This is a genomic window from Amycolatopsis sp. NPDC051372, assembly GCF_040682095.1.
In the GTDB taxonomy this organism is placed as follows: Bacteria; Actinomycetota; Actinomycetes; order Mycobacteriales; family Pseudonocardiaceae; genus Amycolatopsis.
Genome location: NZ_JBFBAF010000039.1, coordinates 67092 through 90998, shown reverse-complemented (window position 1 = coordinate 90998; position 23907 = coordinate 67092). Strand labels below are relative to the sequence as shown.

The window sequence follows — 23907 nt, the reverse complement described above, 5'->3', positions numbered from 1 at the left end:
CGGATGGGGCGGTCGGATCGGCCGGGGGCCGATCGAACCGCCCCATCCGGAAGCCGGCGCGATCTCGCGGCGTGGTTGCGGATCAGACCTCGGCGACGAGGAAGTCCTCTCCGGTGGAAGGGCGGAGGCCGTCCGCACGGCTAGAGAAGTAGCGTTCGGCCAGGGCGGTTCCGGAGATGTGGCGGACGCCGGTGAACCCCGCGTCTCGGGCCGTCGCCAGCATTTCCTCCGGCCGGTAGAAGCTGACGAACGGGGTGCCGGCGGCTTTCGCACCGTCCTGGCTCGCGCGCAGGCCCGGGCGGTCTGTGGTGTCGAGCAGGTCCTGGGGCAGGAGGAAGGTCATGGCGAGCGTCGTGCCGTTCGCCAGGCCCGCGATGGTGCGCAGGGTTTCCGCCGTGGTGGCCTTCGACAGGTACATGCTCACACCCGTGGACGCGAAAACCGCGGGTTGCTTCGGGTCGAAGCCCGCGGCTTCGAGTTCGGCGGGCCACGACTGGCCGGATTCGAAGTCGACGGGCACCAGCGTCGGCAGCGGGTAACCGAGGGCTTGCAGGCGCTCGCGTTTCCAGGCCTGGGTGCCGGGTCGGTCGATCTCGAAGACGGTGGTCTTTCCGGGTTGCGCTGGGAGAAGGAGTCGAGGCCCCCGCCGAGGATCACGTACTGACTCACACTTCGTTCCAGCAACAGCTCCTAAGGGATGTCTCGTAACTGCTCTTGTGGTTGGTGGGACTGGTGTTGCGGATCAGTCTGCGAGGAGGATGTTGTGCAGGTGCGCGATGCCGGAGACCGTGTCGTTCAGCGTGCTGGCTGCGCGGCGATAGTCGCGCAGGATCTTCCAGCACTTCATCCGCGCCAGCGCGTGCTCGACACGGGCCCGGATCTTGCGATGGCCGGCATTGAGGTCTTCCTGCCAGCCGGGCAGATCGCTGCGGTCACGAGGTTTGCGGTAGGGCATGATCACCTCGGGATTGCCTTGGTAGCCGCCGTCGGCCATCACCGGGCGCCCCGCCAGCTTCTGCTCGATGCCGCAGGCGCGGTAGACGGTGCAGTCGCCTGCGTTGCCCGGATACGCGTCGCCGGTGGCGATCACCAACCGGGTGTCGGCATCGATCGCGACCTGCACGTTCGCCGAATACCGGTAGTTCTTCGACGGTGCTGCCAGCCGGTGATCCCGCGTCGGCACCAAGGTGCCGTCCACGATCGCGATCGCGTCGATCCGCCGCTTGCGGACCGGGGCCAGCGCCAGCAGCGGCCCGATAGTGTCGATCACTCGATGCGCCGCGGAATGCGACACCCCGAACAGCGGCCCGATCTGGCGCATCGTCAGGTTCGTCCGCCAGTACGTCGCGACCAGCAGCACACGATCGGCCAGGTCAAGGCGCCACTGACGACCAGGTCGGCCATCGGCGATCTCGTCACCGCCACGTTTCGCCACGATCCGTACCAACTTGCGGAACTGACCCGGTTCCAACCCCGTGAACGGGGCAATCCACTCCGACCGCGACGCCGAGATCACCTGCACCACACCATGATCAACGATCACCGGCAACAGACCCACACCGGGTTACGAGACATCCCTTAGGTGACCACCGGCGAGATCGCGCCGGCTTCCGCATGGGGCGGCGCGATCGGCCCCCGGGCGATCCGGCCGCCCCATCCGGAAGCCGGCTCAAAGGCGATCTCGCACGCCCCGGCGAAGCCGGGCCAGACAACACAGCGCACGGTCATCTCTTCCGAGCCGTAGTGCGTGGGTTCGTACGGGGTCACGACCTCGACGTCCGGGCCCGGTTAGGCCGCGCCGGGCGTTTTGAGCACGAGCCGGGTACGCGTCTCCTGCGTCTCCGGCACTTCGGCGATGAACACGGACGGCCCCTGCTCGCCGCGGAACTGCCCCGAATGGTGGTCGGTCTCGAACTCCAGCTCGAACCCCAGCGACTGGAAGAACTTCGCGGCTTTGCCCCAGTTGTGCGTTTCGAGGAACGCAGCCTCGATGCCTTCGGTAGTCATTCGTCCTCCTCCCCGAGGTACTCGCGCAGCGCTTCTGCGACCAGCGCGGACAGCGACGAGCCGGTCTCGATCGCGCGGATCTTCACCTGCTTGATCAGGCTGACCGGCAGGTACACGTTGAACTGCTTCACGTCCTCGTCGCCCACGCTTCCGAAGCTGGCATGCTAGCAAGCTAGCCCGCAACGGTCCGGCGCCAGTCCGAGGGGCTGACGCCGCGGGCGCGCTTGAACGCCACGCTGAACGCGAACGCGTCGGTGTAACCGGTCTCGCGGGCGACTTGGGCGATGGGGTTTTCCGTGTCCCGCAACAGATCCGCGGCCAGCGTCATGCGCCAGCCGGTGAGGTAGGTCAGCGGCGGCTCGCCGACGAGCGTCGCGAACCGGGCGGCGAACGCGGCTCTCGACAAGCCGACTTTCGCGGCCAGCTCGCCGACTGTCCACCGGTGCGCGGGATCGCCGTGCAGCAGCCTCAGCGCCTCGCCGACGCCCGGGTCGGCAAGCGCGCGGTACCACGACGGCGGGGTCGGCGACTCGGCGCACCAGGCCCGCAAAGCCTGCACCAGCACCAGATCCAGCAGCCGGTTGAGCACGGCGCCCTGGCCCGGTTCGTCGCGGGAGGCCTCGGCGGCGAGCAGGTCGAGCGTCGCGCCCGTGCGTGGTCCCGCCGGCACCACGGCCAGCTCAGGCAGGAGGGCGAGGAGCCGATCGCTGACCTCGCCGTGGAGTTCGTACGCGGCCCGGAGCATCACGGTCGCGCCGGGTAGCCCGTCGCCGTACGTGCGTGGGGCGAGAAACCAGTGCTCCGTCGTGGGTTCACCGCTGGGCAGGTACTTGCGGTTTCCGCGGATCGTGACCTGCTCAGCCGTGCCCGGGTCGTCGGCGATCGTGTAGTCGCGGCTGGTGACCAGCGCGATGTCCCCGGCTTCGAGGCGCACCGGCTCGCCGCCGACCCGGATCGACGCGTGGCCGCCGAGTGTGGCCATCACGGTGAGCGCCGGCGCGTCGGCGTACGCGACCGACCAAGGCGGGCGCTGGATCAGCTGACGCACCAGCGCGGTCCTCGCGCGGGCGCGGTGCAGGAGGTCAGTGAGCACGTCCATGACCTCGACGGTAGACGATCACAAAGGAATCCTGGACCTTCGACCATGGATGGTCTGGCCCCGGCGGAGTTGACTGGTCATCATGACCAAGTCGCTAGTCGTATTCGGAGCCGGCCCGGGAGTCGGGCGCGCCATCGCCCGCCGCTACGGGAAGGCGGGTTACGACGTTGTCCTAGTCGCTCGCCGCCGGGCTCCGCTGGAGGAGTTCGCCGCCGTGCTGGCGGCCGAGGGCAGCGCCGCCCACGCGCTCACCGCAGACCTGTCCGAAACCGGATCGATCCCCGCTCTCGCCACGCGGATCCGCACCCTCGTCGCGACCCCGACGTCGTCTACTACGCCCCTTCCCCCGGCGACCCGGACTTCACCTCCGCGGCCTCGCTGACCTCGGCCCGGCTGCACGCCTCGATGCCGCTGGCCCTCGACACCCTCATCGCCCTCGTCGCGGAGTTCCTCCCCGCCATGCTCGCTCGCGGCGACGGCGCGATCCTCACCGCGCAGGGCGCCGCCGCCGTCCGCGGCAGGGCACACATGAGCGGCTGGGGGCCGCTGTTGGCCGCGCAGCGCAATTACCTCCAGTCGCTGGCCGCGGAGGTCGCCGACCAGGGGGTGATCGTCGGACAGCTCCACATCGGCGCGCGCATCACCGGCACGCCTTTCGACGACCACTACCGCGCGTCGGGGCAGCCCAAGGACGCCTTCCCGGCCGCGGACCCGGCCGACCTGGCGCAGCTGCTGTGGACCATGCACGCCGACCGCAAACCGCAGGAGCTGCTGGTCCCGTCGGAATGGTGACGCGGTTGCGAGCGCCGTAACTCGGTTGAGCGCCGTCATACGGTGATCAGTACCCAGGGAAACTCGTCGAAGGAGCCGGACGTGCCGTTCACCGATTCGACCGAACCCGTTCCCCCGGAGCTGAAGACCGACGAGTTCTCCTTGCGGCCGATCGTGGCCGGTGACACGGAGAAGGACTACGCCGCCGTGATGGACACGAGGGAGTCCCTGCGGTTGTGGCGGCAGTCGACGTGGCCCGAAGACGACTTCACGGTGGAGGACAACCGGAAAGACGTCGTCGACATGGAAGAACGCCATGCCGCGAACCGTGCGTTCAACTACACGGTGCTCGACCCGGCCGGCACGAGGTGCGTGGGCTGCGTCTACGTCTTTCCCCCGAGCGCCAAGTTCCTCGCGCAGTCCACGGTGGTCGCGGTCGGCGACGTCGAGTGGGCGGACGTCGACGCGGTCGTTTTCTTCTGGGTTCGGCGGCCCGAAATGGAGCAGGGCATGGACGAACGCCTTCTCGCGGCGCTGCGCGCGTGGTTCGAGGACGAGTGGAAGTTCGAGAAGACGGTGTACGCCACGAGTGAGCCGTTCACCCAGCAGGTGGAACTCCTGGAGCGCACCGATCTGAGCCTGAAGTTCGAGCTGCTGGAGCCTGGCAAAGAGGGAAAGCGGCTAGTTTTCGGCTGAGTGGGCGCTCAGCCGAGTTCGGGAAAACACGCGGCCGCGAGGAGACGCAGGTCCTTCGCGTTCCCGGCGGGCGATCGGTCTGGTGGCGGCCCCTCGGCCGCCGGACCGGGCACTCCCTGGGTGACGCGCCGGGCATTCGGCGTCTTCTCCAGGGAGTGCGCGCGGTATCGCCACTGCTCGTCGTAGCGCGGTTGGACCCGGTCCGACAGCGCCGCGGGGGCCGAAATCTCCGGGTACAGCCCGGCCAGGAACTCGACTTCCGCGTGCGGTCGGGAACCCGTCGAGTCGACCGACCAGACGTCCAACGTCACCCACCGGTCGGCGGCGACGCGCATGGCGTACACGTCGCCCGCCGCGGCCGGTTCCGTGCCGACGGACCGTGGAACGTCGCGGGTGCGGGCTTGCCTGGCCAGCTCCCGCACCCGTTTTCCGACGGCGGCGGCGATCGTCGCGTCGGCCGCCGGCCGAGGTCCGGCGAGATCAACGTCGCCGGTGTCGAAGTCCGCGAACACCTCGCGCGCGACGTCCTCGCGCAGGCCGTCCGACGATCGCCACCACGCCGGCGGTGCCTGGACCTCGACCCGGTCGCTCGGGCGCTGGTCCCGCTCGACGTAGTCCGACCAGCGCCGCACCAGCCCGGGGTGCTCCGCCGTGGCCACCACGCCGACGAGCGCGAGCTCCTCCAACACGCTGCCGTAGGCATGGACCGCGGTCGTGTCGAGCAGCCGGTGGCGCTTCAGCTCCGTGCGAGCAGCTCCGTAACCCTTGCCGTCGGGCAAGGTGCGGAGCACGGTCAGCATCGCGCGCAGCAACCAACGGTCGTGCTCGGACCGAGCTCCCGGAGCGTGGTGACCGCTTCGTCGTGGGTGGTCCGCCGAAGCGCGTCGTGCGGGCGACCGGCGGTAGCCAGCACGTCCGCATCGTGCCTCGTCGCGTCCGTGACCCTCGGCAGGGAAATCCCGGCGCCCTTGAGGAACGTCCGGTCCGCGTTCACCCGTGCGTAGCGCGCGAGCAGATCGACCAGCGGCTCACCGGATTCCTGGCTGTGCACGGCAAAAGGCTAACCGGGCCCGCCCGTCGCCAAGACGGCCGAAGTAACGGTGATCAGGCCGGGCGGCCCGCACCCGCGTAGTCGTCGCCGCGGGAGTGGTAGGTGTGGATCTGGATGGCCTGACCCTCGGTGGGCGCGTTGATCATCAGGCCGTTGCCCAGGTACAGGCCGACGTGGTGGATGCGCGTGGCGGGGGAGCCGTAGAAGACGAGGTCGCCCAGCTGGGGTTCACCGGTGACCGGGGGCAGGGAGCGGAACTGGCTGTCGGCCGTGCGGGGCAGCGCGACGCCGGCGCTGTCGTACGACGCCTTCGTCAGGCCGGAGCAGTCGAAGCCCGCGGCGCCGGCGTCGGGGCCGTTGCCGCCCCAGACGTAGGGGAGGCCGAGCTGGCCGAGGGCGAAGCGGGTGGCGCGCACGGCCGGGCTGTTCGCCTTCGCCGGGTCGAGGGAGAGCGTGGCGTAGAGCTGCGCGTTGCCGAGCACACGCTGGCGGAACAGCTCGGTGTCCTTGCTCGCGTACGCCGCGATCGACTTCCACCAGCCCGTGCCCGCGGACAGGTCGGCGCCGCCGGCGCACAGGGCGCGGCCCGCGGCGACCGACGCCGAGCTGGGGTCGGTCAGCGCGGGCTTGTCGATGCCGGGGATCTTCGCGCCGTACTTCTTCCACGCCGTCGGCGACAGGCCCATCGGGTTGTCGCCGTGGCGGCCGTGGTCCGAGCCGGCCTCGCCGACGCCCGCGAGCGTCACCCACGACAGGTGGCAGCCGGGGTCTTCGGAGCGCAGCGCGAGCTCGCCGTTGGCGTAGCCGATCAGCGCGTCGGTGGGGATGTCGAGGGGGCCGGCGAGCGACTCGGCCCACTGCTGCAACGGCGTCTTGCCCCCACCGCCGGAGGCGCCCTGCCCCGGTTCCTGCGCCGCGACGGGCGCGCTCACCTCGAGCACCGACGGTCCGGCCTGAGCCGTGGCGGCGGTCGCGACCGGAGTCTGCGGCGCGGGCTGCTCACGGTCGGCCACGAGCCAGCCCGCGGTGACGAGACCGGCCACCAGCGGCAGCGCGACGAGGCCACGGTGGAACGCACCGCGCGCCCAGGACTTGCCTGCCCCCTTGCCGGCAGTGGCGGACGAGGGCGCGGCAATTTCTTCGGGCCCGGTTTTTGAATCGGGCACGGCTTTTGAATCGGGCACAGCGCTGTGCTCGGGGTCAGGCGGCGTCACGGCGTCCAATCTAGGAGAGCGCACCTCTGCGTAACGAGCGAGTCGCTTGCACGTTAGGGGGACTCTCATATTCTGGGCACATGTCTGGCATGGACGCAGCGCGACTGCGCGAGGGACTCGGCGATCGGTACTCCCGGGTGGACGTGGTTGAGTCCACCGGCTCCACCAACGCCGACCTGCGGGAAGCCCTGGAAAACGGGGGTGCGGACCGCACGGTGCTGCTCGCCGAGCAGCAGACCGCGGGCGTCGGCCGGCGGGCGCGTTCGTGGAGCTCGCCGAAGGGCGCCGGGCTGTACTTGAGCGTGGCGCTGCGACCCGCGGGCGTCCCCTTCGCGGCGCTCGGCTCACTGTCCGTGGTGGCCGGCCTCGCCGTGCGCGGGGTCGCCGCCCAGCTGGGGGTCGACGCCGTTCTCAAATGGCCCAACGACGTGCTCGCCGGACCCGACCGCGCCAAGTGCGCGGGGATCCTGGCCGAGGCCGTCTCGGACGGCGAGCCGGGTGTCGTGCTCGGCATCGGCCTCAACGTGCTGCCGCTCGGCGAAGACGTGCCGGCCGGCCCCGGCGGCCTGCCCGCGACGTCGCTCGCCGAGCAGGGCGCCGCCGACCCGGACCGCACCGAGGTCGCGCTCGCCCTGCTCACCCGCCTCGACGACCTCGAACGCCGCTGGCGCGCCACGTTCGGCGACCTCACCGCCGCCGGCCTGCTCGACGACTACCGCGCCCACTGCGCGACCCTCGGCCAGGAGGTGCGCGTCGAGCTGCCCGGCGGCCGCGTCCTCACCGGCCACGCGGCCGACCTCGACGCGACCGGGCAGCTGCTGGTCGACGCCACCGACGGCCGCCGCGTGACCGTGTCCGCCGGCGACGTCGTGCACGTGCGCCCGGCGTGACCTGCTGTGCCGATCGTTACCAATCCGACCACAGTCACGGCCGAACGGCTTCGCGGCAACGGTTACGTGCCGCGCGGGGGTCGGCCTACTTTTGGTCGGATCGGTAAACCGCGGTGTCCGGGCGCCGCGAGCGCCCTCGCGCCGGTACGGTGAGTCGACCAGCGAAGACATGAACCAGGGGAGCGTCCGCCGTGGCCTATCCGGACGATTTGCTCAGCCAGAACGAGGAAGTGGTGGTGCACAGCCACCCGCATTTCAAGATGCTGATCTTCCCGTTCGTGGCCTTCGTGATCACGATCGCGGCCGCCGTCTGGCTCATCCTGCTGGCGCAGGACGCGACGGCACCGTGGAACAACGTCGCGATGATCGCCATCGGCGTGGTGGCGCTCGTGTTCGTGGTGTGGCTGTTCCTCGCTCCGCTGGTGCGCTGGCGGACCACGCACTTCATCGTGACCACCGACCGGTTGATCGCGCGAGAAGGCGTGGTGAAGCGCACCGGCATCGACATCCCGATGTCGCGCATCAACAGCGTCCAGTTCGAGCACGGCCTGCTGGACCGGGTGTTCGGCTGCGGCACGCTGATCATCGAGTCGGCTTCGGACGAGCCGCTGAAGTTCGACGACATCCCTCACGTCGAGCGCGTGCACACGGTGATCTACCGCGAGGTCAACGACAATCCGTACGACGACTACCGCGGCGCACCGGGGCAGGGTGGACAGGGTGGTCCCCAGGACACCGAGCCGCTGCCGCCGACGAACCACCCGCCGCGCGGACGGCGGCGCTGACGTGGGCGCCCGCGAAGTCGGCCTGCCCGAACGGGTCGCCGCCGAGGGCCTGCCGCAGCGCGTGACGATCTGGGAGGTCGGTCCGCGCGACGGCCTGCAGAACGAGTCCGCCGTCGTGCCGGTCGAGGTGAAGCTGGAGTTCCTCGACCGCCTCGCCGGCGCCGGCCTCACCACGCTCGAGGCGACCAGCTTCGTGCACCCGAAGTGGGTGCCGCAGCTCGCCGACGCCGAACAGCTGCTCGCCGGCCTCGACCGCCGCGAGGGCGTTCGCTACCCGGTCCTCGTGCCCAACGAGCGTGGCCTCAACCGCGCGCTCGATGCCGGCGTGTCTGACATCGCGATCTTCGCCAGCGCCACCGAGACCTTCGCGCAGAAGAACCTGAACTCCACGCTCGACGAGCAGTTCGCCATGTTCGAGCCGGTCGTCACGCGGGCGCGCGCCGAGGGCCTGGACGTGCGCGGCTACCTGTCGATGTGCTTCGGTGACCCGTGGGAGGGCGTGGTGCCGGCCGAGCAGGTCGTGCGCGCGGGCAAGCGGCTGCTCGACTTCGGCTGCTCGCAGCTGTCGCTGGGCGACACCATCGGCGTCGCGACCACGGGCCAGGTCACGAGGCTGGTCCAGGAGTTCGAGAAGTCCGGAGTGGACGTTTCCGCGCTGGCCGTTCACTTCCACGACACCTACGGCCAGGCCCTGGCCAACACCGAGGCCGCACTTCGCGCCGGAGTGTCTACTGTGGACTCGTCGGCCGGCGGCCTCGGCGGCTGCCCGTACGCGGAGTCGGCCACGGGCAACCTCGCCACCGAGGACCTCGTGTGGCTGCTGGAGGGCCTCGGCGTGGAGCACGGCGTGGACCTCGGCAAGCTCGTGGAGACGAGCGTGTGGATGGCCGGGCGGCTCGGCCGGCCGTCCCCGTCGCGGGTCGTGAACGCCCTCGCGGGCTGAAATGCCCGAGTTCGTCCCACTTGATACGGCTTCGTGGCCGCTGTTCGAGCAGCTCTTCGGGCCAGGTGGCGTGCAGGGCGGCTGCTGGTGCGCGTTCTTCCGCCTGGTCGGGCCGGACTTCAAGGCCGCGGGGCGCGACGGCCGCAAGGCGCACGTGCGCGGCGAGGCCGAATCCGGTGTGCCGCTGGGTCTGCTGGCCGTGGTCGACGGTGAGCCGCTCGGCTGGGTCGCGGTGTCGCCGAAGCCCGACAACCCGCGGCTGGCGCGCTCTCCCGTGGCGGCCTCGGCCGAACCGGGGAACGTCTGGGCCGTGACGTGTTTCTACGTCGACCGCCGCGGCCGTCGGCAAGGACTCGCGACCGAGCTCCTGCACGCGGCCGTCGAGTACGCGGCGGCGCACGGCGCCGACGTCGTCGAGGGCTACCCCGTGGCTGCCGGCGACCGGCCGCCCGCGGATCTTTACCACGGGACTCTCGGCCTGTTCACGCGCGCGGATTTCGCGGTCGTCGAACGACGCGGAGCGGCGCGGGCGTTGGTGAGGCGGAAGATCGCCCGCGCCGGATAAGGTGGATTCACCACCTTGTCCGGTGCCGCGCGGAAGTTCCCCCTATCGGGGAATTGTGTGGAACCGGCTGGCGCGGCGGACGTCTTTCCTGAAGCCGGAGCAACCGAGAAGAGGGTGTCCGTGTCCGAACACGCCGAACCGGTCGACACCGACTTGGCCACCGGGCCCATCCGGCTGCCCGCGCAGTACGGCGGCTTGCTCGACGGCGGGTTCGACGACGTTCCGACACCTCCGACCGGCACCCGCCTCCCGCCCGCACGGCCGGCCCCGCGCCTGCCGTTCGCGGGCCGGCCGCACAACCAGGTCTTCCGCGGGCCCGCGCCGTACCCGGCGCCGCCGCCTCCGCCTCCGCCGATGGGCGCGCTGCGCACCGAGCGCGAGAGCGTGCTGGCGTTGTTCCTGGTCCACATGTTCCCGATCGGGCACCTGCCCGTGGCCGCGGACCGGCCCGCGGTGCAACTGCCGTTGCCGGACAACGGTTCCGGGCCGTTCGACCACCCGGACTCGGCGCTGCTCGACGACACCGCGACGCTCGAGTACGTCTCGCGCGGCCTCCGTCGCACGCCCGCGCCACCCGCCGACCCACAGCCGCCCGCTGCGCTCTTCGAGGGCTACGAGCCGGGCGCCGAGGACACCGCGTGGCCACCGATTCAGGAAGAAAAAGCCGTGGTACTCCCGGAAAACACGTGGCTCGACCGCTTCGGTGACGAGCACGGCCGCCTCTTCGCCGTCGGCGGCACGCCGTTCGCGCAGCGTTCGCTGCCGGAGTCCACGCGCCGCGCCGGCTACCGGCGCTACCGCGTGGTGAAGCCCGTGCCGATGTGGAGCTCAACCGCGCCGGAGTGGTTCGGGCAGCCGGGCGGCGGGATCCGCTACCGTGCCGTGCTGGCCGCCGACGAGCTGGTCACCCTGGGGTTCCTGGCCGACGTCACGCGGGAGGTGCGATGAACACGCAGTCGATCCGGCGCTGGCTCGACCGGCTGGGCGTGCCCGCCGAGGTCGTCTCCGTCGGCACCGAGGCCGACAACGCGTGGTGCCTCATGCCCGCCGACGACGAGGGCTGGGAAGTCTTCTGGCGCGAGCAGGGCAACCGCTACGACTGGGCGCGCTTCACGTCCGAGCAGGTCGCCTGCCACTACCTCTTCGGCCGCCTCGCGTGGTCGCAGGTCGCGCGCGGCGCCGTCGGCGTGCTGCCCGGCCACTGAATCGCTCGTGAGAGCGGGGCGAACCGCCACTCACGAGCTGGTTCAGCGAGCGGCCTTGAGCACGCCGTCGACCAGCGTGAGTAGTTCGTCCACCTGGTCCGCCTGGTACATCAGGTCGACGAGCACGTGGTCGGCGTCGGTCTCGTCCTCGACGCGCTTGATGGTGTCGGCGACGTGCGTGACGACCTCGTCGCTGCGGTCCGTCGGGTAGATCCGCACGATCATGTCCAGCTCCGCCGGGTCACGGCCGGCTTCGGCGGGCATCGCGCGGATCGTCGCCATCGGCTGGTTGATCGCGGCGTCGAGGTCGGTCATGTGCGGCGGAACCACAGCCGGGAGCCAGCCGGCGGCGCGGCGGGCGACACGGCGCATCGCGGACGGCGAGAAGCCTGCGCGATAGATCGGCGGCTTGCGACGGGCTTCAACGCGGAACGCGAGGCGGGAATCTGCCAGAAGCGGCCTTCGTGCGAAGCAGGATCGGCGGTCCACAGTTCATCGAGCACATCCAGGATCTCGTCGAACCGCGCGCCGCGCTCGTTCATGGGCGCGCCGATCGCTCGGAACTCGTCGGGGGACCAGCCCACGCCCAAGCCCGGGATGAGACGGCCGCCGCTGAGCTGGTCGAGCGTCGTGAGCATGCGGGCGAGCAGGACCGGCGAGTACCACGGAGTGTTGAGGATGTTGGAGCCGATCTCGACCCGCTCCGTCGCGGTGGCAGCCACCGCCAGCAGCGCGAACGGATCGAGGATCGCGTCGAACTCGGGCGGGAACGTGTCGGCGCCGTTGTAGCCGACCTCGGGATCGACCGGCGCCAGCGCGCGGTCGATCACCCGCAGGCTGGCGCCGCGACTCGGTGCTGTCCCAGCGGCTCACGACGCTGACCGATGCCGGCCTGGTGCGTCGCACGGTGTTCGAAGGGCCGCCGGTCGCGGTGTCCTACGAGCTCACGGCGCCCGGCAAGGCCCTCATCCCGGTGCTCGGCGACCTGTCACAGTGGGCCGAGGAGCACCTACCCGGCTAGCGCTTGAGCACGGCCAGCGCGGCGTCGTGCAGCGCGCCGTTGCTCGACAGCGCCGAGCCGCCCTCGTAGGTCGCCGCGCCCGTGAGGTCGCTGAAGCGCCCGCCGGCCTCGGTCACGAGGACCTGCGCGGCCGCGACGTCCCACGGGTTCACGATGCACTCGGCCGCGAGGTCCAGCGCGCCTTCCGCCACGAGGCAGTGCTGCCAGAAGTCGCCGAACGCGCGGCTCTCCCAGCAGGCCTCCGTCAGGGCGAGGTACTTCTCGCGGGAGTGGTACTCGGTCCACGTGTTGAGGTCCGTCGTGGACAGGTACGCGTCTTCCAGCGAAGCCACGGCCGACACCGCGAGCCGCCGCACGCCGGCCGTGTCGCTGCTGTAGGCGCCGTCGCCGTGCGAAGCCCACCAGCGGCGGCCCAGCAGCGGCGCGGTGATCATGCCGACGACGGGCGAGCCGTCCTCGACCAGCGCGATCAGCGTGGCCCAGACCGGCACGCCGCGCAGGAAGTTCTTGGTCCCGTCGATCGGGTCGAGCACCCACGCGCGGCCGGTCGCGCCCGCCGTACCACCACGTTCTTCGCCCGCGACGGCGTCGCCGGGGCGCTCTGTGGCGAGGATCGCACGGATGGCGTCCTCGACGGCGGTGTCCGCGTCGGTCACCGGCGTGCGGTCGGGTTTGCGGGACACCGAAAGGTCCAGCGCGCGGAAACGCGCTGTGGTGATCGCGTCGGCGGCGTCAGCCAGCCGGGTGGCAAGGGTCAGATCATCCTCGTAGCCAGGCACGGTCACGATGGTTTCACGGGTGTTCGCCGTAAGGTTGGCGAGGTGAGCATGGTCCTACTTGCCGAAGACGACCCCACCATCGCCGAGCCGCTGTCCCGGGCGCTCCAGCGAGAGGGGTACGAGGTCGAGGTCGTCACTGATGGACCGGCGGTGCTCGGCGCCACCTCCGCCCACCGCGTCGACCTGCTCGTGCTCGATCTGGGCCTGCCGGGCATGGACGGGCTGGAGGTGTGCCGCAGACTGCGCGCCGGCGGCACCGAGCTGCCGGTGCTGATGCTCACCGCCCGCACCGACGAGGTCGACTTCGTCGTCGGGCTCGACGCGGGGGCCGACGACTACGTGGCCAAGCCGTTCCGCCTGGCGGAGCTGCTGGCCCGCATCCGCGCGCTGCTGCGCCGCCGGGTGCCGGAGGTGCTCGAATCCGGGGGTGTCCGCATGGACCTCGGCGCGCGGCTCGTCACCGTCGACCTGCACGAGGTGCAGCTGGCGAACAAGGAGTTCGAGCTCCTGCGCGTGCTGATGAGCCGCGCGGGCCAGGTCGTGAGCCGCGACGAGATCCTCGCCGAGGTGTGGAACGAGCTGGAGTCGAAGACGTCGAAAACGCTCGACATGCACATGTCCTGGCTGCGGCGCAAGCTCGCCGTCGCGGCCGACGAAGCGGCCGGGCGCCCCGCCAAGTCCGCGCACTCCGACGGCGAACGACGCATCGCGACCGTCCGCGGCGTCGGCTTCCGCTTCAACGTCGAATAGCGCCGAGCGATGAGCATGCGCCGCCGCATCCTGATGGCGATCCTGCTGGCCGTGCTCGTGACCGCGGCTGTGCTCGGGATCCCGCTCGGCGTCACGGCCTGGCGGCTGGTGGAGAACCTCAACCGCGAGAGCCTGGCCGAACGCGCGCGCGTGATTGCCGCGACGGTCGACACGCAGGTCGCCAACGGCGACGAGATCGACATCCAGCAGTTCCGCGTCGGCGTGCCGCACGGCGGGTTCCTGGAGGTCCGCGGCGACGGGCTGATCGAGAAGCACCTCGGCGTCAACCCCGGGCCCGACCCGGTCGTGGAGCGCGTGCCGACGGCACGCCACGGCGAGGTGGTCCTGTCGATCCCGAGGGGCCCGGTGCGCACGAAGCAGACGCAGGTGACGCTGCTCGTGGTGCTGCTGGTGGTGCTGTCCGTCGGCACCGGCGCGGTGGTGGCGACGGTGACCGCGCGCCGGCTGGCGAAACCGTTGCGGCACGTCGCGGACCGCGCGTCGCGCCTCGGCGGCGGCGACTTCCGGCCCGACCCGGGCCGCTACCGCGTGGCCGAGCTGGACATGGTCGCGGAGGCGCTGGACACGTCGGCCTCGGCGCTGGCGCAGCTCGTACAGCGGGAGCGGCAGCTCGTCGGCGACGTCTCGCACCAGCTGCGCAGCCGGCTCACCGCGTTGCAGCTGCGGCTCGAACCGCTGACGGTGCACGGCGACCCCGACGTCGTCGAGGAATCGCGCGCCGCGCAAGAGCAGGCCGACCGCCTGGCCGAAGCCCTCGACGAGCTGCTCGCCGCCGCCCGCGCGGCCCGCGAGGTGGACGCCGAGCCCGTCGACCTGCACGCGACGCTGCCGCAAGTCGCGGAGGAGTGGCGCCAGCTGCTGCGCGTCGAGGGCCGCAACCTGCGCCTGAAGATCGCCGACGGCCTCATGGCCCGCGCGACCCCGGGCCGCCTGCGCGAGGTCATCGGCGTCCTCCTGGACAACGCCCTGCGCCACGGCGCCGGCACCGTCACCCTCGCCGCCCGCCGCGGCGAGTCCGACGCCACTGTCGTCATCGAGGTCGGCGACACCGGCTCCGGCGTGCCCGACGAGCTCGCCCCGCACATCTTCGAACGCGGCTTCTCCGGCGGTGGCTCCACCGGCGTCGGCCTCGCCCTGGCCCGCGCCCTCGTCGAAGCCGACGGCGGCCGCCTGGAGCTGTCCAACAAGCGCCCGGCGATCTTCAGCCTGTTCCTGAAGGTGCCCCGCCCGGACGACGTCGGCGAGGTCCGCTGGCCGGCCGAGCCGGTGCCGCGCTAGCCCGAGCGGCGCGGATACCGGCCGAGGTGGACCGCGAGCTACGCCGTTTCGAGCAGCGAGAAGCCGTTCTCCACCGGACCCGCGACAACGATCCGCGCGCCGTCGCGGAGCTCGACCTTGCCGACGGCGGTCCAGCGCGTGCCGCCGGTCCGGTGGTGCACGTAGGCGACGTCGGCCCACTTGACCGTCCGCGTGTCGTCGCGGTCGGTATGGACGAAGCCGCCTTCGTACAGGCGGAACTCCTCGTCGCCGTGCCGCACCTCGCGCACGCCGACGCTCACGCCGCTCGCCAGCACGGCGAACGCGAGCCCGGCCAGCGCCGCGAAGCCCCCGATCGGCACCACGTGGTCGCCTGAGTCGTCGCCGAGTGCGGTGAAGTCGACCAAGAGCACGGCCGCGAGCCCGACGAAGCCGATCACCGTGGCCCACAGCGCGACCCGGCGCCTCTGGTGTCGGCCCTCCGAGCGGTGGACCGACACCAGCGCACCCACCTCGACGGGAGCCGGCTTCGTTTCCCTGATCCGGGCGATCTGAAGCACCTGCCGGCGGCGAAACGCCCTGGAGGAGCGGATCTTCGCGGTGGTGTATCAGGTCATGCAGGTCATGCCCACCAGCCAGATCGCGCCGATGACGAGTACGAACTCGGGTACCGCCGGTTCCCGGTCCACCTCGCGCCCCCTTTCCGGAGGCCGAGGCTAGAGCTGCGGCCGGGGACCGGTCCCCGGCCCGGCGACTTCTTCGGCCCAGTCGGCGAACGTCAGCGGTTCGCGGCCCAGCAGCCGTTCCACCGTGTCGAACACGACGTCCTCCCGGTCGGCCGACTGGCGCTTCAGCTCGAACGTGCCGTCGATCGCCTGGGCCGGCCAGCCCAGGGCGAGCATGCGTGCGCGAGCGGCGGCTTCGGGCTCTTCGACGTAGCGCACCGGCCGGCCGAGCGCGTCGGCGAGGATGGCGACCTGCTGGGCGGGCGTGAGGGCTTCGCCGCCGGTGAGTTCGTAGGTGGCGCCCTCGTGGCCGGGGGTGGTGAGCACGAGCGTGGCGACGGCGGCGATGTCGCGGACGTGCACCAGGGCCGACGCGGGGTCGCCTTCGGGCACGTACACGGCGCCGTCCGTGCGGGCGGAGTGGAGCCAGAAGCGGCGGTTGTCCATGAACGCGCCGGGGCGCAGGATCGTCCACACCGGACCGGCTTCGCGGATCGCCTGCTCCGCGCGGGCGTGGGCGAGGGTGATCGGGTCCGTCTGTCCGAAATGGACGCCGGTGGTGGACAGCTTCACGAGGTGGGTGACGCCCGCCCGGGCGGCAGCGCCGGCGAGCGCGGTCTCCTGCGCAGCCGAGTCGCCACCGTGACCGGAGGTCAACACGAACACCCGGGAGACGCCGTCCAGCGGCACGGAACCGACGTCGTCGAGGTCGCCGCGCACCACTTCGGCACGGGGATCGATGCGGGCGCGGCCCGGGTCGCGTGTGAGGGCGCGGACGGAGGCACCGGCGTCCAGCAGTGCGGGAACGAGGGCGCGGCCGACCTTGCCGGTGGCGCCGAGAACGAGGATCACGAAAAGAACTCCTTGAGACAGAACGAAAACCGCACGAGGGCGTGCGAGAGCACGAGACGGGAAAAGGTTCCAACCGGCACCCGTGAACGGGTGCGGTCCTCTTCGCGCTCGGCGACCACCTCGGATTCGTCCCACCGGCCCGGTCGACCCCGGGCGGCGTCTCAAGAAGGAACAACAACAAACATGACTCTAGACAAGTCCATGTCTGCGAGCAATTAATTTACCGCGGCAGCCGCGTGACCTGCTCACGCCGGCGTTCGCCGAGTTCGGCCGGGAAAACCCACTTCTTGAAGCCCCAGTACCGGAACACCATCGCCAGCAGCATGCCGATGATCGAGCCGCTCGCGAAGTCGGCGAATTCCTGCATGAACCTCGAGACGAAGGGCTCTTCGAGGTGCAGCACGTACCGCGAGACGTACAGCGGGATCAGGTTCACCACCACCGCCACGCCGCTGATCACGAAGAACAGCGCGGCCTCGTGGGTCCGCTCTCGCCCGCCGCGGGTGCGGAAGGACCACTCGCGGTTGAGCACGTACGACACGATCGTGGCCACGATGATGGCGATGGCCTTCGCCGTCGTCGGCTTCGACTCGAGGACGCTGAGCTTGAGCAGGTACCAGACGCCGTTGTCGACCACGAAAGTCGTCCCGCCGACGATCGCGAACTTCAGCATCTCCCGGTGCTTGATGAGCACCGAGCGCAGTGGCTCCGGCGTGCGGTCCAGCACGGTCTCGACAACGGTCACACCAGCCAGTTTAGAGAACCCGAGGTCACCGCGGGTCTCAGGCGGCCTTCCTGCCGGGAATGTCCGCGTCTTCCGATGACCTGACCGCACGCAGGCGGGCACCCTCCGTGGGGAACACCCACTTCTTGAACGCCCACCAGCGGAACAGCGTGCCCAGCAGCGTGCCGATGATCATGCCGCTCACGAAGTCGGCGATCTCCTGCCCGAGCAGCGTCAGGTGCGGCATCTGCAGGTCGAGCACGTAACGCGAGATCCACTGCGGCAGCGCGTTGAGCCCCAGCGCGATGCCGCTGATGAGGAAGAACAGCGCGGCCTCGTGCGTGCGCTCGCGGCCACCGCGCGTGCGGAAGGACCACTCGCGGTTGGCGACGTAGGAGAAGATCGTGGCGATCAGCACGCCGATGATGAGCGCCGTGACGGGGTTGGCCCGCAGCACGGTGAACTTCAGGACGTACGTGATCGCCGTGGTGATCAGGAAGCTGATCCCGCCGACCACGGCGAACCGCAGCAGCTCGCGGTGCTTCGCCAGGAACCCTCGCACCTGGGCGACGCTACCCCCTCAGCCAGTCGAAAAAGCCGCGGGGCTCGATCGACGGCGGGGTCTCGCCGGGTTTGCCGGAGTTGCTGCTTCCCGGTGTCGGGGGCGCGCTAGTTGTGGTCGGCGGCGTGCTCGGCGGGGTCGTGGTGACCGGGTCCGTCGGCTTCGCCGGCGGGGTGCTCGACGGCGTCGGCTTCTTGTGCGGCGGCTTCTTCGACGAGCTGGACGATTCGGAGGTCTCCGAGGTCGTCGTCGAGGAAGAAGACGGCGTCGGCGGGACTCCGGTCGTCGGGTACGGCACGTCGCAGATGCCGAGCCAGCAGCCGAACGACACCGTGGCCTGCTGCGCCGCCTTGCCGAGCGTCGCGTTCACGGTCACGGCCGCGTTGTGCGCCGGGCGGCCCTTGAGCCGCACCCACAGGTTCACGTGCTGGCCGGGTGCGAGCGCGCCCCGCGTGGTGCACGTGGCGCCCGTGTCCGTGGAGTGGCACGGGAAGCCGCTGAGGCTCCACGACTGGTACAGCTCGTGATCGAACGTGACCGTGACCGGCTTCGTGGTTTCACCGGTGTTGCGGACGCGGACGTAGACGAGCGGGTTGCGCGTCCACGGGAACGCCGAGAGCCCGTCGGTGTCGGCCTGCAGTGCGAGCAGGTCGGGCGGCGACTTCACGGTGACCTTCACGCTCACGGCGACCTTGATCGTCGCGCCCGCGGTGACCGAACCCGTGACGGTGCCGCCCTGCGCGGAGTCGTCGGCCTGCAGGCGGAAGGTGAGCACGGCCGTCTGGCCGGGCTGCAGGCCGGAGCCCGTTTTGCACGTCACGGTGCCGGTGCCGCCGGGGCAGTCGACGCTCAGCTGGGTCGTCGCCGGTGTATCGGCCTGGCGCGAGAAACCGCTCACCGCACCACCGCCACCTCCCGCGGGCACCGCGGACACACCGGGCGGCAGGTTCAACGCGACCTGCACGGGGTCGGACGGGCTGCCACCGTCGTTGCGGACCGTGATCGGCAGGTTCACCGGCCCGGCGCCGGGCTGCAGCTCGAGATCACCCGAAGGTGTGGTTGCCGACATCTTCGCCGCCGCGGGTGTCGCCGGGGGCGGCGGTGCCGCGGGCGGCGCGGCGGGCGGCTGGACGGGCGGGGGCGCGGGGACCGCGGGCGGCGGCGCCTGCGGCGGTGCGGGCGGGGCCGGGGGTGCGGGAGGCGCGGGCTTGGCCGGCGGCACCGCGGGCGCGGCGGCCGGCGGCGGGACCTGCGCGGCCACGGGGATCTCCTGCGGCGAGCCGGCCGCGGCCAGCGCGACCGCCACCGTCGCCACGATGGCGGCGCCCGAAGCCGCGACGCCCGCGAACTGGCGTGGCGCGGAAGCGGCGGCCGCGGCGCCGGCCTTGGCGCCACCCGCCGCGGCGGCGCCGGCACCGACGGCGGCACCCGCCGTGGCCGCGCTCGCCTTCGCGGCGCCGATCGTCGCGAGGTAGCCCAGCGCGGCGCCGCCCAGCACGATCGGGGCGATGATCGCGCGCAGGCCGCCGTTGACGTCGGCCAGTTCGGCGGCCAGTCCGCGGCAGTCCTCGCACTCGTCGAGGTGGTTCTCCACTTGGGAGCGTTCGCGTTTGGACAGCCCGTCGCGCGTCCACGCGCCGAGCCGCTCGGCCGTGGCGTGGCAGCGTTCGGCGGCGGTTTCCTGCAGGTGGACCTGCAGGTACGCCTGGCGCAGGCCCTCTCGGGCGCGGTAGGCGAGCGCCGACACGCCGTTCGCGGTCAGACCCAGCAGCGGCGCGACCTCGGCGGGGCTCTGCTGCTCGATCTCGGTGTGCCAGAGCACGGCCTGCCAGCGTTCCGGCAGCCGCGCGAACGCTTTCGCTGCCAGCGTGCGCTCGAGCCCGGCCACGGCGGTGTCGGAGAACGGGACGGTGAGCGCCTCGCCGACAGCCCCGCCGGCGTCGCTCATGTCCTCGTTGAGGTCGACGCGGCGGTCGCGGCGGGTCTTGTCGTACGCGGTGTGGCGCAGCGCGGTGAGGAGGTACGCGCGGAACGCGGTGTCCGGACCTTTGCCGCCGCGCAGCGTCTCGAGGACCTTCGAGAAGGCTTCGGACACGAGGTCGTCGGCTTCGGAACTCGAACGCGCGAGCTGGCGGGCGAGGTTGTGGGCGGCGCCGCTGTGGCGTTCGTAAAGGGGCCCGTAGCTGGCGATGTTCCCGGAGCGGACCTCGGCGATCAGCTCGGCGTCGCTCTTACCGGACAGATCGGCGGGAACGGTGGACACGGGGCTCCTTCATCTGGCGCACGCGGCCTGGCCAGCCACGATCTACCTCTGTAACGCGAGCACAAGTGTGACGGACGCGGCGATACGCGTCACCTCGTGGTCGGTGTGTTGACTCCGTCGGCGCAACAAGTTCACCCGGGTCTGGGGTGTGTCGCTGCGGCCGTCCTGCGAAAAAGACCCCGGAACGCCGTCACGCGGACGGCGGTGTCACGTCCCCTGAGTGGAGCAGGACAAGATCGACATCGACCGGGAAGGAGCGGTGGCCAGTGGATGTACCGGCGACCGGGGCACTGTCCGGTCCCGCCGGCGAGCAGGAGTCCCGCGCCCGGTTCGACCGGGATCGGAACCTGCGCGCCCTGCGGGCCAGATGGCGCACCGCCAGTCTCGCCGCGGGGTGGCGCTTCCCCAGCGACTGGGCACTGCCCGAAGTGGACGCCGTGTGCGCCGCCGTGGTCCGCCACGGCGCGACGGGCGCCGAGACGGCGCTGGCCGGCCTCGGCCGAGCCCGGGCCGCCGCGGGCGCGAACCTCGCGGAGACGCTGTCCGACCTGGCCGCGCTGCACGCGGTGCTCGCCGACCCGGACGCGGTCGACGGCTTCGTCTCACCGGACGTCGACGCGACACCCGCGCGGTTACTGCGCGTGACCGCGCTGGCGTGGGCGGACGTGGCGACCGATCAGCTCGTGCACACCGAGGTGACCGATCCGTTGACCGGGTTGCCTTCCGCGGCGTATCTGCGAACGCGGCTGGCGGAGGTCTACCGGGCGAGTGCCGCCGACGAGCACGTGCTGCTGGTGGTGGCGATGGACCTGACCACGGTGTCCGGCTGGCCCCGGCTGACGGGGATGATCTTGGTGGCCGACGCGATGCGCGCGGTTTTCGACACCGGCGAGAGCCACGCGACGTTGGGGCCGTCGGTGGTCGCGGTGCTGTGCCGCCGGGACGGCCGGCTGGCTTCGCGGGGAGTGGCTTTGCGCCGGGCGCTGAACGACCGGCTGTCGATTGACGCGCAGCTTCGGGAGGTCAACCGGCCGCGCGTCTCGGCGGTTCGCCTGCCTGCTTCGCACGACGGTGCGTGCAATTTGCTGGCGGACCTCGCCCGGGGCTGACACTCGGCCGCGGCCCGACCCATCGGGCCTGCTCCCGCGCGTTCATGATTTCCTGGTGTGGTGACCAGGACCGTACCCTCCGCCGTCGACGGCGAAGTTCCGGCGAGCGCTGCTCAGCCTCGCCTGGCCCTGCGCAAGTCACTCGCCAGGCTGTCGATGCGGCCGCGGTCGATCCTGATCTTGTCGGTGATCCCGCTGGTCGCGATCGGTGTCGGGATCTGGGGCTGGACGCACGAGTGGGGGCTGGGCGTCGACAGCGCGGTCTACCGCGGCGGCGCGCTCACCCTGCTGCACGGGGACTCGCTCTACGACACCAACACGCTGTCCACCGAACCGTGGTGGGCACTGCTGCCGTTCACCTACCCGCCGACGGCCGCGTTGTTCTTCGTGCCGCTGGCGCTCGTGCCGACGCAGGTGGCGTGGGGGTTCCTGACGGCCGTCTCGCTGGGCGCGCTCGCGCTGTCCGTGCGGATCTCGATCGGCGCGCTGCCGCGGCCGGAGGAGGACGGGCCGCGGTGGTGGGCCTCGCCCGCGCGGTCGACGATCGTGTTCTTCGTGGTCTTCCTCGGCCTGGAACCGGTGTGGCGCACGATCTTCCTGGGCCAGATCAACCTGATCCTGATGGCCATGATCCTGCTGGACATGCTCGTCCTCGGCGCGCGCGGCAGCCGGTGGGGCGGCGTGCTGGTGGGCGTCGCGGCCGCGATCAAGCTGACGCCACTGGTGTTCCTGGGGCACCTGTTCATCACCGGCCGCCGCAAGGACGCCTTGCGCGGGCTCGCGACGTTCGTGCTCCTGCAGGGCCTGATGTTCCTGATCAACTCCCACGACGCGTGGCGCTACTGGACCTCGACGCTGCCCGACACCAGCCGCATCGGGCCGGTGCACTGGGCGGGCAACCAGTCCCTCAACGGGCTGATGAACCGCGCCACCGACCTCGCGCCGTGGGCGTCGAAGGCGGCGATGGGCGTCGGGCTGCTGCTGGCGATCCCGGCGCTGTGGCTGCTGATCCGCTTCCACCGCAAGGGCCAGGCGCTGGCCGCGCTGCTCGTCACGGCGTTCTGGACGCTGCTGATGTCGCCGATCTCGTGGTCGCACCATTGGGTGTGGGTGGCGCCGCTGATCGTGCTGCTCGTGTCGCGCCTGCCGAAGACGACGCCCGCCACGGCGTGGAAACGCTGGCTGGGCACGGGGCTGGTGGCGTTCGTGTTCGTCAGCTGCGTGCTGCTGATCCTGCCGAACGGCCGCAACGTCGAGCTGCACTGGAAGGTGTGGCAGAACGTCCTCGGTGACGCGTACATCCTGATGCCGGTGGTGCTGGGGGTTGCCTTGATCCTGCGGTGGGGGCTGCAGCGGCGGGCGCGTAATCGCGGTTCGGGCCCAGGTCCGGATTCGGGGCCGGATTCCGGTTCTGGCTCGGGTTCGGGTTCAGGGGAGGCCGCGGACCGTGCCGACGCCACGCCGGCTCACTGATCCGCGCCTGCCGGCGCTGCCGTTCCTCGCGCTTGTCCTCGGAGTCGTCGTCTGGCTCACCCACCGCCACCTCGGCGCCGACAGCGCCGTCTACCGCGCCGGTGCGCTGACCCTGCTCAAGGGCGAGCCGCTCTACACCACCGGCGATCTCACGACCCTGCCCGACTGGGTCCGGCTGCCCTTCACCTACACCCCCGCCGCGGCCGCGCTGTTCCTCCCGCTCGCGCTCGTGCCGGCCGGGCTGGTGTGGGGCGTGGTGACGGTGTTGTCGGTGGTGTCACTGACCGTGGTGATCGCGGTCGTCGCGCATCCCTCGCGCTGGTGGCTCCTCGGCGGCACCGCGTTGGCCCTGGCTCTGGAACCGGTGTGGAAAACGCTGTTCCTGGGCCAGATCAACCTGATCCTGATGGCGTTCGTGGTTGTCGACGTCCTGGTGCTTTCGCTGCGTGGCTCACGCTGGGCGGGCGTGCTGATCGGCGTCGCCGCGGCCGTCAAGCTGACGCCCCTGATCTTCGTGCCGCACCTGTTCTTCACCGGCCGTCGGAAAGACGGCCTGCGCGCCCTTATCACCTTCGTCGGCCTCGAGGCCGTCATGTTCGCCGTCATCCCGCACGACGCGTGGTTCTTCTGGACGAAGTCCGCCACCGACCCCAGCCGCGTCGGCTCGGTCACGTGGATCTTCAACCAGTCGCTCAACGGCCTCGTCAACCGCGCCTCGGCCCTCGCCCCGTGGTCGCTCACGGTGGCCGTCGCCGTCGGCGCGGTGCTCGCCGTGCCCGCCGTGTGGCTCGTGATCCGGCTGCACCGCCGCGGCGAACCGAAGGCCGCCCTGCTGGTGACGGCGTTTTACGGGCTGCTGCTTTCGCCCGTTTCCTGGTCGCACCACTGGGTGTGGGCCGTGCCGCTGATCGCCCTGCTCGTCACCACTGGCCGCCGCTGGTGGGCCCTCGCGGCCACCGCCCTGTTCGCCTCGGAAGTCGTCATGCTCGTCCCGAACGGCGCCGACGTCGAGTTCACGTGGGGCCTGGGCTGGTCGATCCTCGGCAACGCCTACGTCGTTGCGGCGGCTTGCACGATCGTCGGCCTGGCGGTGCGTGAGCTGCGGCTGAGGGCTCCGGTGGCGAGGCTGGCGAAATAGCGTCGCC

The 23907-nt window shown here is 71.2% G+C and carries 30 protein-coding genes and 1 pseudogene; 15 read left to right on the top strand and 16 right to left on the bottom strand.

Annotation, left to right across the window (positions count from 1 at the left end):
• Positions 1 to 82: 82 nt before the first annotated feature.
• The 6 genes from AB0M56_RS42220 to AB0M56_RS42195 form a co-directional block, all read right to left on the bottom strand.
• Entirely contained in the window at positions 83 to 592 is a 510-nt protein-coding gene (locus tag AB0M56_RS42220) for a class I SAM-dependent methyltransferase (protein WP_364186819.1), read from the bottom strand.
• A 150-nt stretch (positions 593 to 742) separates the two neighbouring features.
• Positions 743 to 1522, bottom strand: a complete 780-nt coding sequence (locus AB0M56_RS42215; RefSeq protein ID WP_364186816.1) for a transposase family protein — start codon at positions 1520 to 1522, stop codon at positions 743 to 745.
• Positions 1523 to 1578: 56 nt separating this feature from the next.
• Complete coding sequence (locus AB0M56_RS42210) at positions 1579 to 1767, bottom strand: hypothetical protein (RefSeq protein WP_364186788.1); 189 nt, start codon at positions 1765 to 1767, stop codon at positions 1579 to 1581.
• Positions 1768 to 1788: 21 nt separating this feature from the next.
• Entirely contained in the window at positions 1789 to 2007 is a 219-nt protein-coding gene (locus AB0M56_RS42205) for a hypothetical protein (RefSeq protein WP_364186786.1), read from the bottom strand.
• Positions 2004 to 2153: a CopG family transcriptional regulator gene (locus AB0M56_RS42200; RefSeq protein ID WP_364186783.1), complete on the bottom strand. Its 150-nt coding sequence runs from the start codon at positions 2151 to 2153 to the stop codon at positions 2004 to 2006. The genes AB0M56_RS42205 and AB0M56_RS42200 overlap by 4 nt, the downstream gene beginning before the upstream one ends.
• 26 nt (positions 2154 to 2179) lie before the next feature.
• A complete protein-coding gene (locus tag AB0M56_RS42195; RefSeq protein WP_364186780.1) occupies positions 2180 to 3106 on the bottom strand; it encodes an AraC family transcriptional regulator in 927 nt (308 codons plus the stop codon).
• A gap of 82 nt (positions 3107 to 3188) precedes the next feature.
• Between AB0M56_RS42195 and AB0M56_RS42190 the strand changes: the two genes are divergently transcribed.
• From AB0M56_RS42190 to AB0M56_RS42180, 3 genes are all read left to right on the top strand, one after another.
• A complete protein-coding gene (locus tag AB0M56_RS42190) occupies positions 3189 to 3488 on the top strand; it encodes an SDR family NAD(P)-dependent oxidoreductase (RefSeq protein WP_364186778.1) in 300 nt (99 codons plus the stop codon).
• A 23-nt stretch (positions 3489 to 3511) separates the two neighbouring features.
• The gene (locus AB0M56_RS42185) at positions 3512 to 3898 is read left to right on the top strand and encodes a hypothetical protein (protein WP_364186775.1); all 387 of its coding nucleotides are present in this window, start codon (positions 3512 to 3514) and stop codon (positions 3896 to 3898) included.
• 81 nt (positions 3899 to 3979) lie between these two features.
• Positions 3980 to 4573, top strand: a complete 594-nt coding sequence (locus AB0M56_RS42180) for a hypothetical protein (RefSeq protein WP_364186772.1) — start codon at positions 3980 to 3982, stop codon at positions 4571 to 4573.
• Positions 4574 to 4581: 8 nt separating this feature from the next.
• Here AB0M56_RS42180 and AB0M56_RS42175 read toward each other — a convergent pair whose 3' ends face one another.
• From AB0M56_RS42175 to AB0M56_RS42165, 3 genes are read right to left on the bottom strand one after another with little or no spacing between them, the layout of a single operon-like run.
• Positions 4582 to 5373 (bottom strand): hypothetical protein, encoded by a 792-nt coding sequence (locus tag AB0M56_RS42175; protein WP_364186769.1) that lies wholly within the window; start codon positions 5371 to 5373, stop codon positions 4582 to 4584.
• Positions 5367 to 5624 (bottom strand): hypothetical protein, encoded by a 258-nt coding sequence (locus AB0M56_RS42170; RefSeq protein ID WP_364186766.1) that lies wholly within the window; start codon positions 5622 to 5624, stop codon positions 5367 to 5369. Before AB0M56_RS42170 ends, AB0M56_RS42175 begins: the two co-directional genes overlap by 7 nt.
• A 53-nt stretch (positions 5625 to 5677) precedes the next feature.
• Entirely contained in the window at positions 5678 to 6760 is a 1083-nt protein-coding gene (locus tag AB0M56_RS42165; protein WP_364186813.1) for a C40 family peptidase, read from the bottom strand.
• Between the two features lie 158 nt (positions 6761 to 6918).
• On the opposite strand from AB0M56_RS42165, the gene AB0M56_RS42160 reads away from it, so the two are divergent.
• The 6 genes from AB0M56_RS42160 (at position 6919) to AB0M56_RS42135 (ending at position 11226) form a co-directional block, all read left to right on the top strand.
• Positions 6919 to 7728, top strand: coding sequence for a biotin--[acetyl-CoA-carboxylase] ligase (locus AB0M56_RS42160; RefSeq protein WP_364186764.1), 810 nt, complete (start codon positions 6919 to 6921; stop codon positions 7726 to 7728).
• Positions 7729 to 7919: 191 nt separating this feature from the next.
• A complete protein-coding gene (locus AB0M56_RS42155) occupies positions 7920 to 8513 on the top strand; it encodes a PH domain-containing protein (protein ID WP_364186762.1) in 594 nt (197 codons plus the stop codon).
• A 1-nt stretch (position 8514) separates the two neighbouring features.
• Positions 8515 to 9456 (top strand): hydroxymethylglutaryl-CoA lyase, encoded by a 942-nt coding sequence (locus AB0M56_RS42150; RefSeq protein WP_364186759.1) that lies wholly within the window; start codon positions 8515 to 8517, stop codon positions 9454 to 9456.
• 1 nt (position 9457) lies between these two features.
• Complete coding sequence (locus AB0M56_RS42145) at positions 9458 to 10021, top strand: GNAT family N-acetyltransferase (protein ID WP_364186756.1); 564 nt, start codon at positions 9458 to 9460, stop codon at positions 10019 to 10021.
• 120 nt (positions 10022 to 10141) lie between these two features.
• A complete protein-coding gene (locus tag AB0M56_RS42140) occupies positions 10142 to 10969 on the top strand; it encodes a TNT domain-containing protein (protein WP_364186753.1) in 828 nt (275 codons plus the stop codon).
• Complete coding sequence (locus tag AB0M56_RS42135) at positions 10966 to 11226, top strand: hypothetical protein (protein WP_220246333.1); 261 nt, start codon at positions 10966 to 10968, stop codon at positions 11224 to 11226. Before AB0M56_RS42140 ends, AB0M56_RS42135 begins: the two co-directional genes overlap by 4 nt.
• A 42-nt stretch (positions 11227 to 11268) precedes the next feature.
• Here AB0M56_RS42135 and AB0M56_RS42130 read toward each other — a convergent pair.
• Positions 11269 to 11948, bottom strand: a pseudogene (locus tag AB0M56_RS42130) (LLM class flavin-dependent oxidoreductase).
• Positions 11949 to 12079: 131 nt separating this feature from the next.
• Between AB0M56_RS42130 and AB0M56_RS42125 the strand changes: the two are divergent.
• Positions 12080 to 12247 (top strand): helix-turn-helix domain-containing protein, encoded by a 168-nt coding sequence (locus AB0M56_RS42125; protein ID WP_364186750.1) that lies wholly within the window; start codon positions 12080 to 12082, stop codon positions 12245 to 12247.
• Here AB0M56_RS42125 and hisN read toward each other — a convergent pair.
• Entirely contained in the window at positions 12244 to 13032 is a 789-nt protein-coding gene (gene hisN, locus AB0M56_RS42120; RefSeq protein WP_354871105.1) for a histidinol-phosphatase, read from the bottom strand. The two genes, AB0M56_RS42125 and hisN, sit on opposite strands and share 4 nt — an antisense overlap.
• A 42-nt stretch (positions 13033 to 13074) precedes the next feature.
• Here hisN and AB0M56_RS42115 point away from each other — a divergent pair, with 42 nt between their 5' ends.
• Both AB0M56_RS42115 and AB0M56_RS42110 read left to right on the top strand, forming a co-directional pair.
• On the top strand, positions 13075 to 13776 hold the full coding sequence (locus AB0M56_RS42115) for a response regulator transcription factor (protein WP_364186810.1): 702 nt from the start codon (positions 13075 to 13077) through the stop codon (positions 13774 to 13776).
• A gap of 15 nt (positions 13777 to 13791) precedes the next feature.
• Positions 13792 to 15075 (top strand): ATP-binding protein, encoded by a 1284-nt coding sequence (locus tag AB0M56_RS42110; RefSeq protein ID WP_364186808.1) that lies wholly within the window; start codon positions 13792 to 13794, stop codon positions 15073 to 15075.
• Positions 15076 to 15113: 38 nt separating this feature from the next.
• On the opposite strand, the gene AB0M56_RS42105 is transcribed toward AB0M56_RS42110, so the two are convergent.
• The 5 genes from AB0M56_RS42105 to AB0M56_RS42085 form a co-directional block, all read right to left on the bottom strand.
• Positions 15114 to 15554 carry a hypothetical protein gene (locus AB0M56_RS42105; protein ID WP_364186747.1) on the bottom strand — a complete coding sequence of 147 codons (441 nt, stop codon included), beginning with the start codon at positions 15552 to 15554 and terminating at the stop codon, positions 15114 to 15116.
• Between the two features lie 216 nt (positions 15555 to 15770).
• Positions 15771 to 16631 (bottom strand): NAD(P)H-binding protein, encoded by an 861-nt coding sequence (locus AB0M56_RS42100; protein ID WP_364186744.1) that lies wholly within the window; start codon positions 16629 to 16631, stop codon positions 15771 to 15773.
• Between the two features lie 220 nt (positions 16632 to 16851).
• Positions 16852 to 17376, bottom strand: coding sequence for a GtrA family protein (locus AB0M56_RS42095; protein ID WP_364186741.1), 525 nt, complete (start codon positions 17374 to 17376; stop codon positions 16852 to 16854).
• A gap of 37 nt (positions 17377 to 17413) precedes the next feature.
• Complete coding sequence (locus tag AB0M56_RS42090; RefSeq protein WP_364186738.1) at positions 17414 to 17917, bottom strand: GtrA family protein; 504 nt, start codon at positions 17915 to 17917, stop codon at positions 17414 to 17416.
• 10 nt (positions 17918 to 17927) lie between these two features.
• On the bottom strand, positions 17928 to 20180 hold the full coding sequence (locus AB0M56_RS42085) for a sigma-70 family RNA polymerase sigma factor (protein WP_364186735.1): 2253 nt from the start codon (positions 20178 to 20180) through the stop codon (positions 17928 to 17930).
• Between the two features lie 266 nt (positions 20181 to 20446).
• On the opposite strand from AB0M56_RS42085, the gene AB0M56_RS42080 reads away from it, so the two are divergent.
• Genes AB0M56_RS42080 through AB0M56_RS42070 form a run of 3 tightly spaced genes read left to right on the top strand, consistent with a single transcriptional unit; the run spans position 20447 to position 23900 of the window.
• Positions 20447 to 21289, top strand: coding sequence for a GGDEF domain-containing protein (locus AB0M56_RS42080; protein ID WP_364186732.1), 843 nt, complete (start codon positions 20447 to 20449; stop codon positions 21287 to 21289).
• A 60-nt stretch (positions 21290 to 21349) separates the two neighbouring features.
• Positions 21350 to 22762: a glycosyltransferase 87 family protein gene (locus AB0M56_RS42075; protein ID WP_364186729.1), complete on the top strand. Its 1413-nt coding sequence runs from the start codon at positions 21350 to 21352 to the stop codon at positions 22760 to 22762.
• A gap of 7 nt (positions 22763 to 22769) precedes the next feature.
• Entirely contained in the window at positions 22770 to 23900 is a 1131-nt protein-coding gene (locus tag AB0M56_RS42070; RefSeq protein WP_364186805.1) for a glycosyltransferase 87 family protein, read from the top strand.
• Positions 23901 to 23907: the final 7 nt, after the last annotated feature.

Coding starts and splice junctions, on each gene's coding strand:
- AB0M56_RS42135 (WP_220246333.1), top strand. CDS start 10,966: ATGAACACGCAGTCGATCCGGCGCTGGCTCGACCGGCTGGGCGTGCCC.
- AB0M56_RS42110 (WP_364186808.1), top strand. CDS start 13,792: ATGCGCCGCCGCATCCTGATGGCGATCCTGCTGGCCGTGCTCGTGACC.
- AB0M56_RS42175 (WP_364186769.1), bottom strand. CDS start 5,373: ATGCTGACCGTGCTCCGCACCTTGCCCGACGGCAAGGGTTACGGAGCT.
- AB0M56_RS42195 (WP_364186780.1), bottom strand. CDS start 3,106: ATGGACGTGCTCACTGACCTCCTGCACCGCGCCCGCGCGAGGACCGCG.
- AB0M56_RS42145 (WP_364186756.1), top strand. CDS start 9,458: ATGCCCGAGTTCGTCCCACTTGATACGGCTTCGTGGCCGCTGTTCGAG.
- AB0M56_RS42190 (WP_364186778.1), top strand. CDS start 3,189: ATGACCAAGTCGCTAGTCGTATTCGGAGCCGGCCCGGGAGTCGGGCGC.
- AB0M56_RS42115 (WP_364186810.1), top strand. CDS start 13,075: ATGGTCCTACTTGCCGAAGACGACCCCACCATCGCCGAGCCGCTGTCC.
- AB0M56_RS42160 (WP_364186764.1), top strand. CDS start 6,919: ATGTCTGGCATGGACGCAGCGCGACTGCGCGAGGGACTCGGCGATCGG.
- AB0M56_RS42185 (WP_364186775.1), top strand. CDS start 3,512: ATGCCGCTGGCCCTCGACACCCTCATCGCCCTCGTCGCGGAGTTCCTC.
- AB0M56_RS42205 (WP_364186786.1), bottom strand. CDS start 2,007: ATGACTACCGAAGGCATCGAGGCTGCGTTCCTCGAAACGCACAACTGG.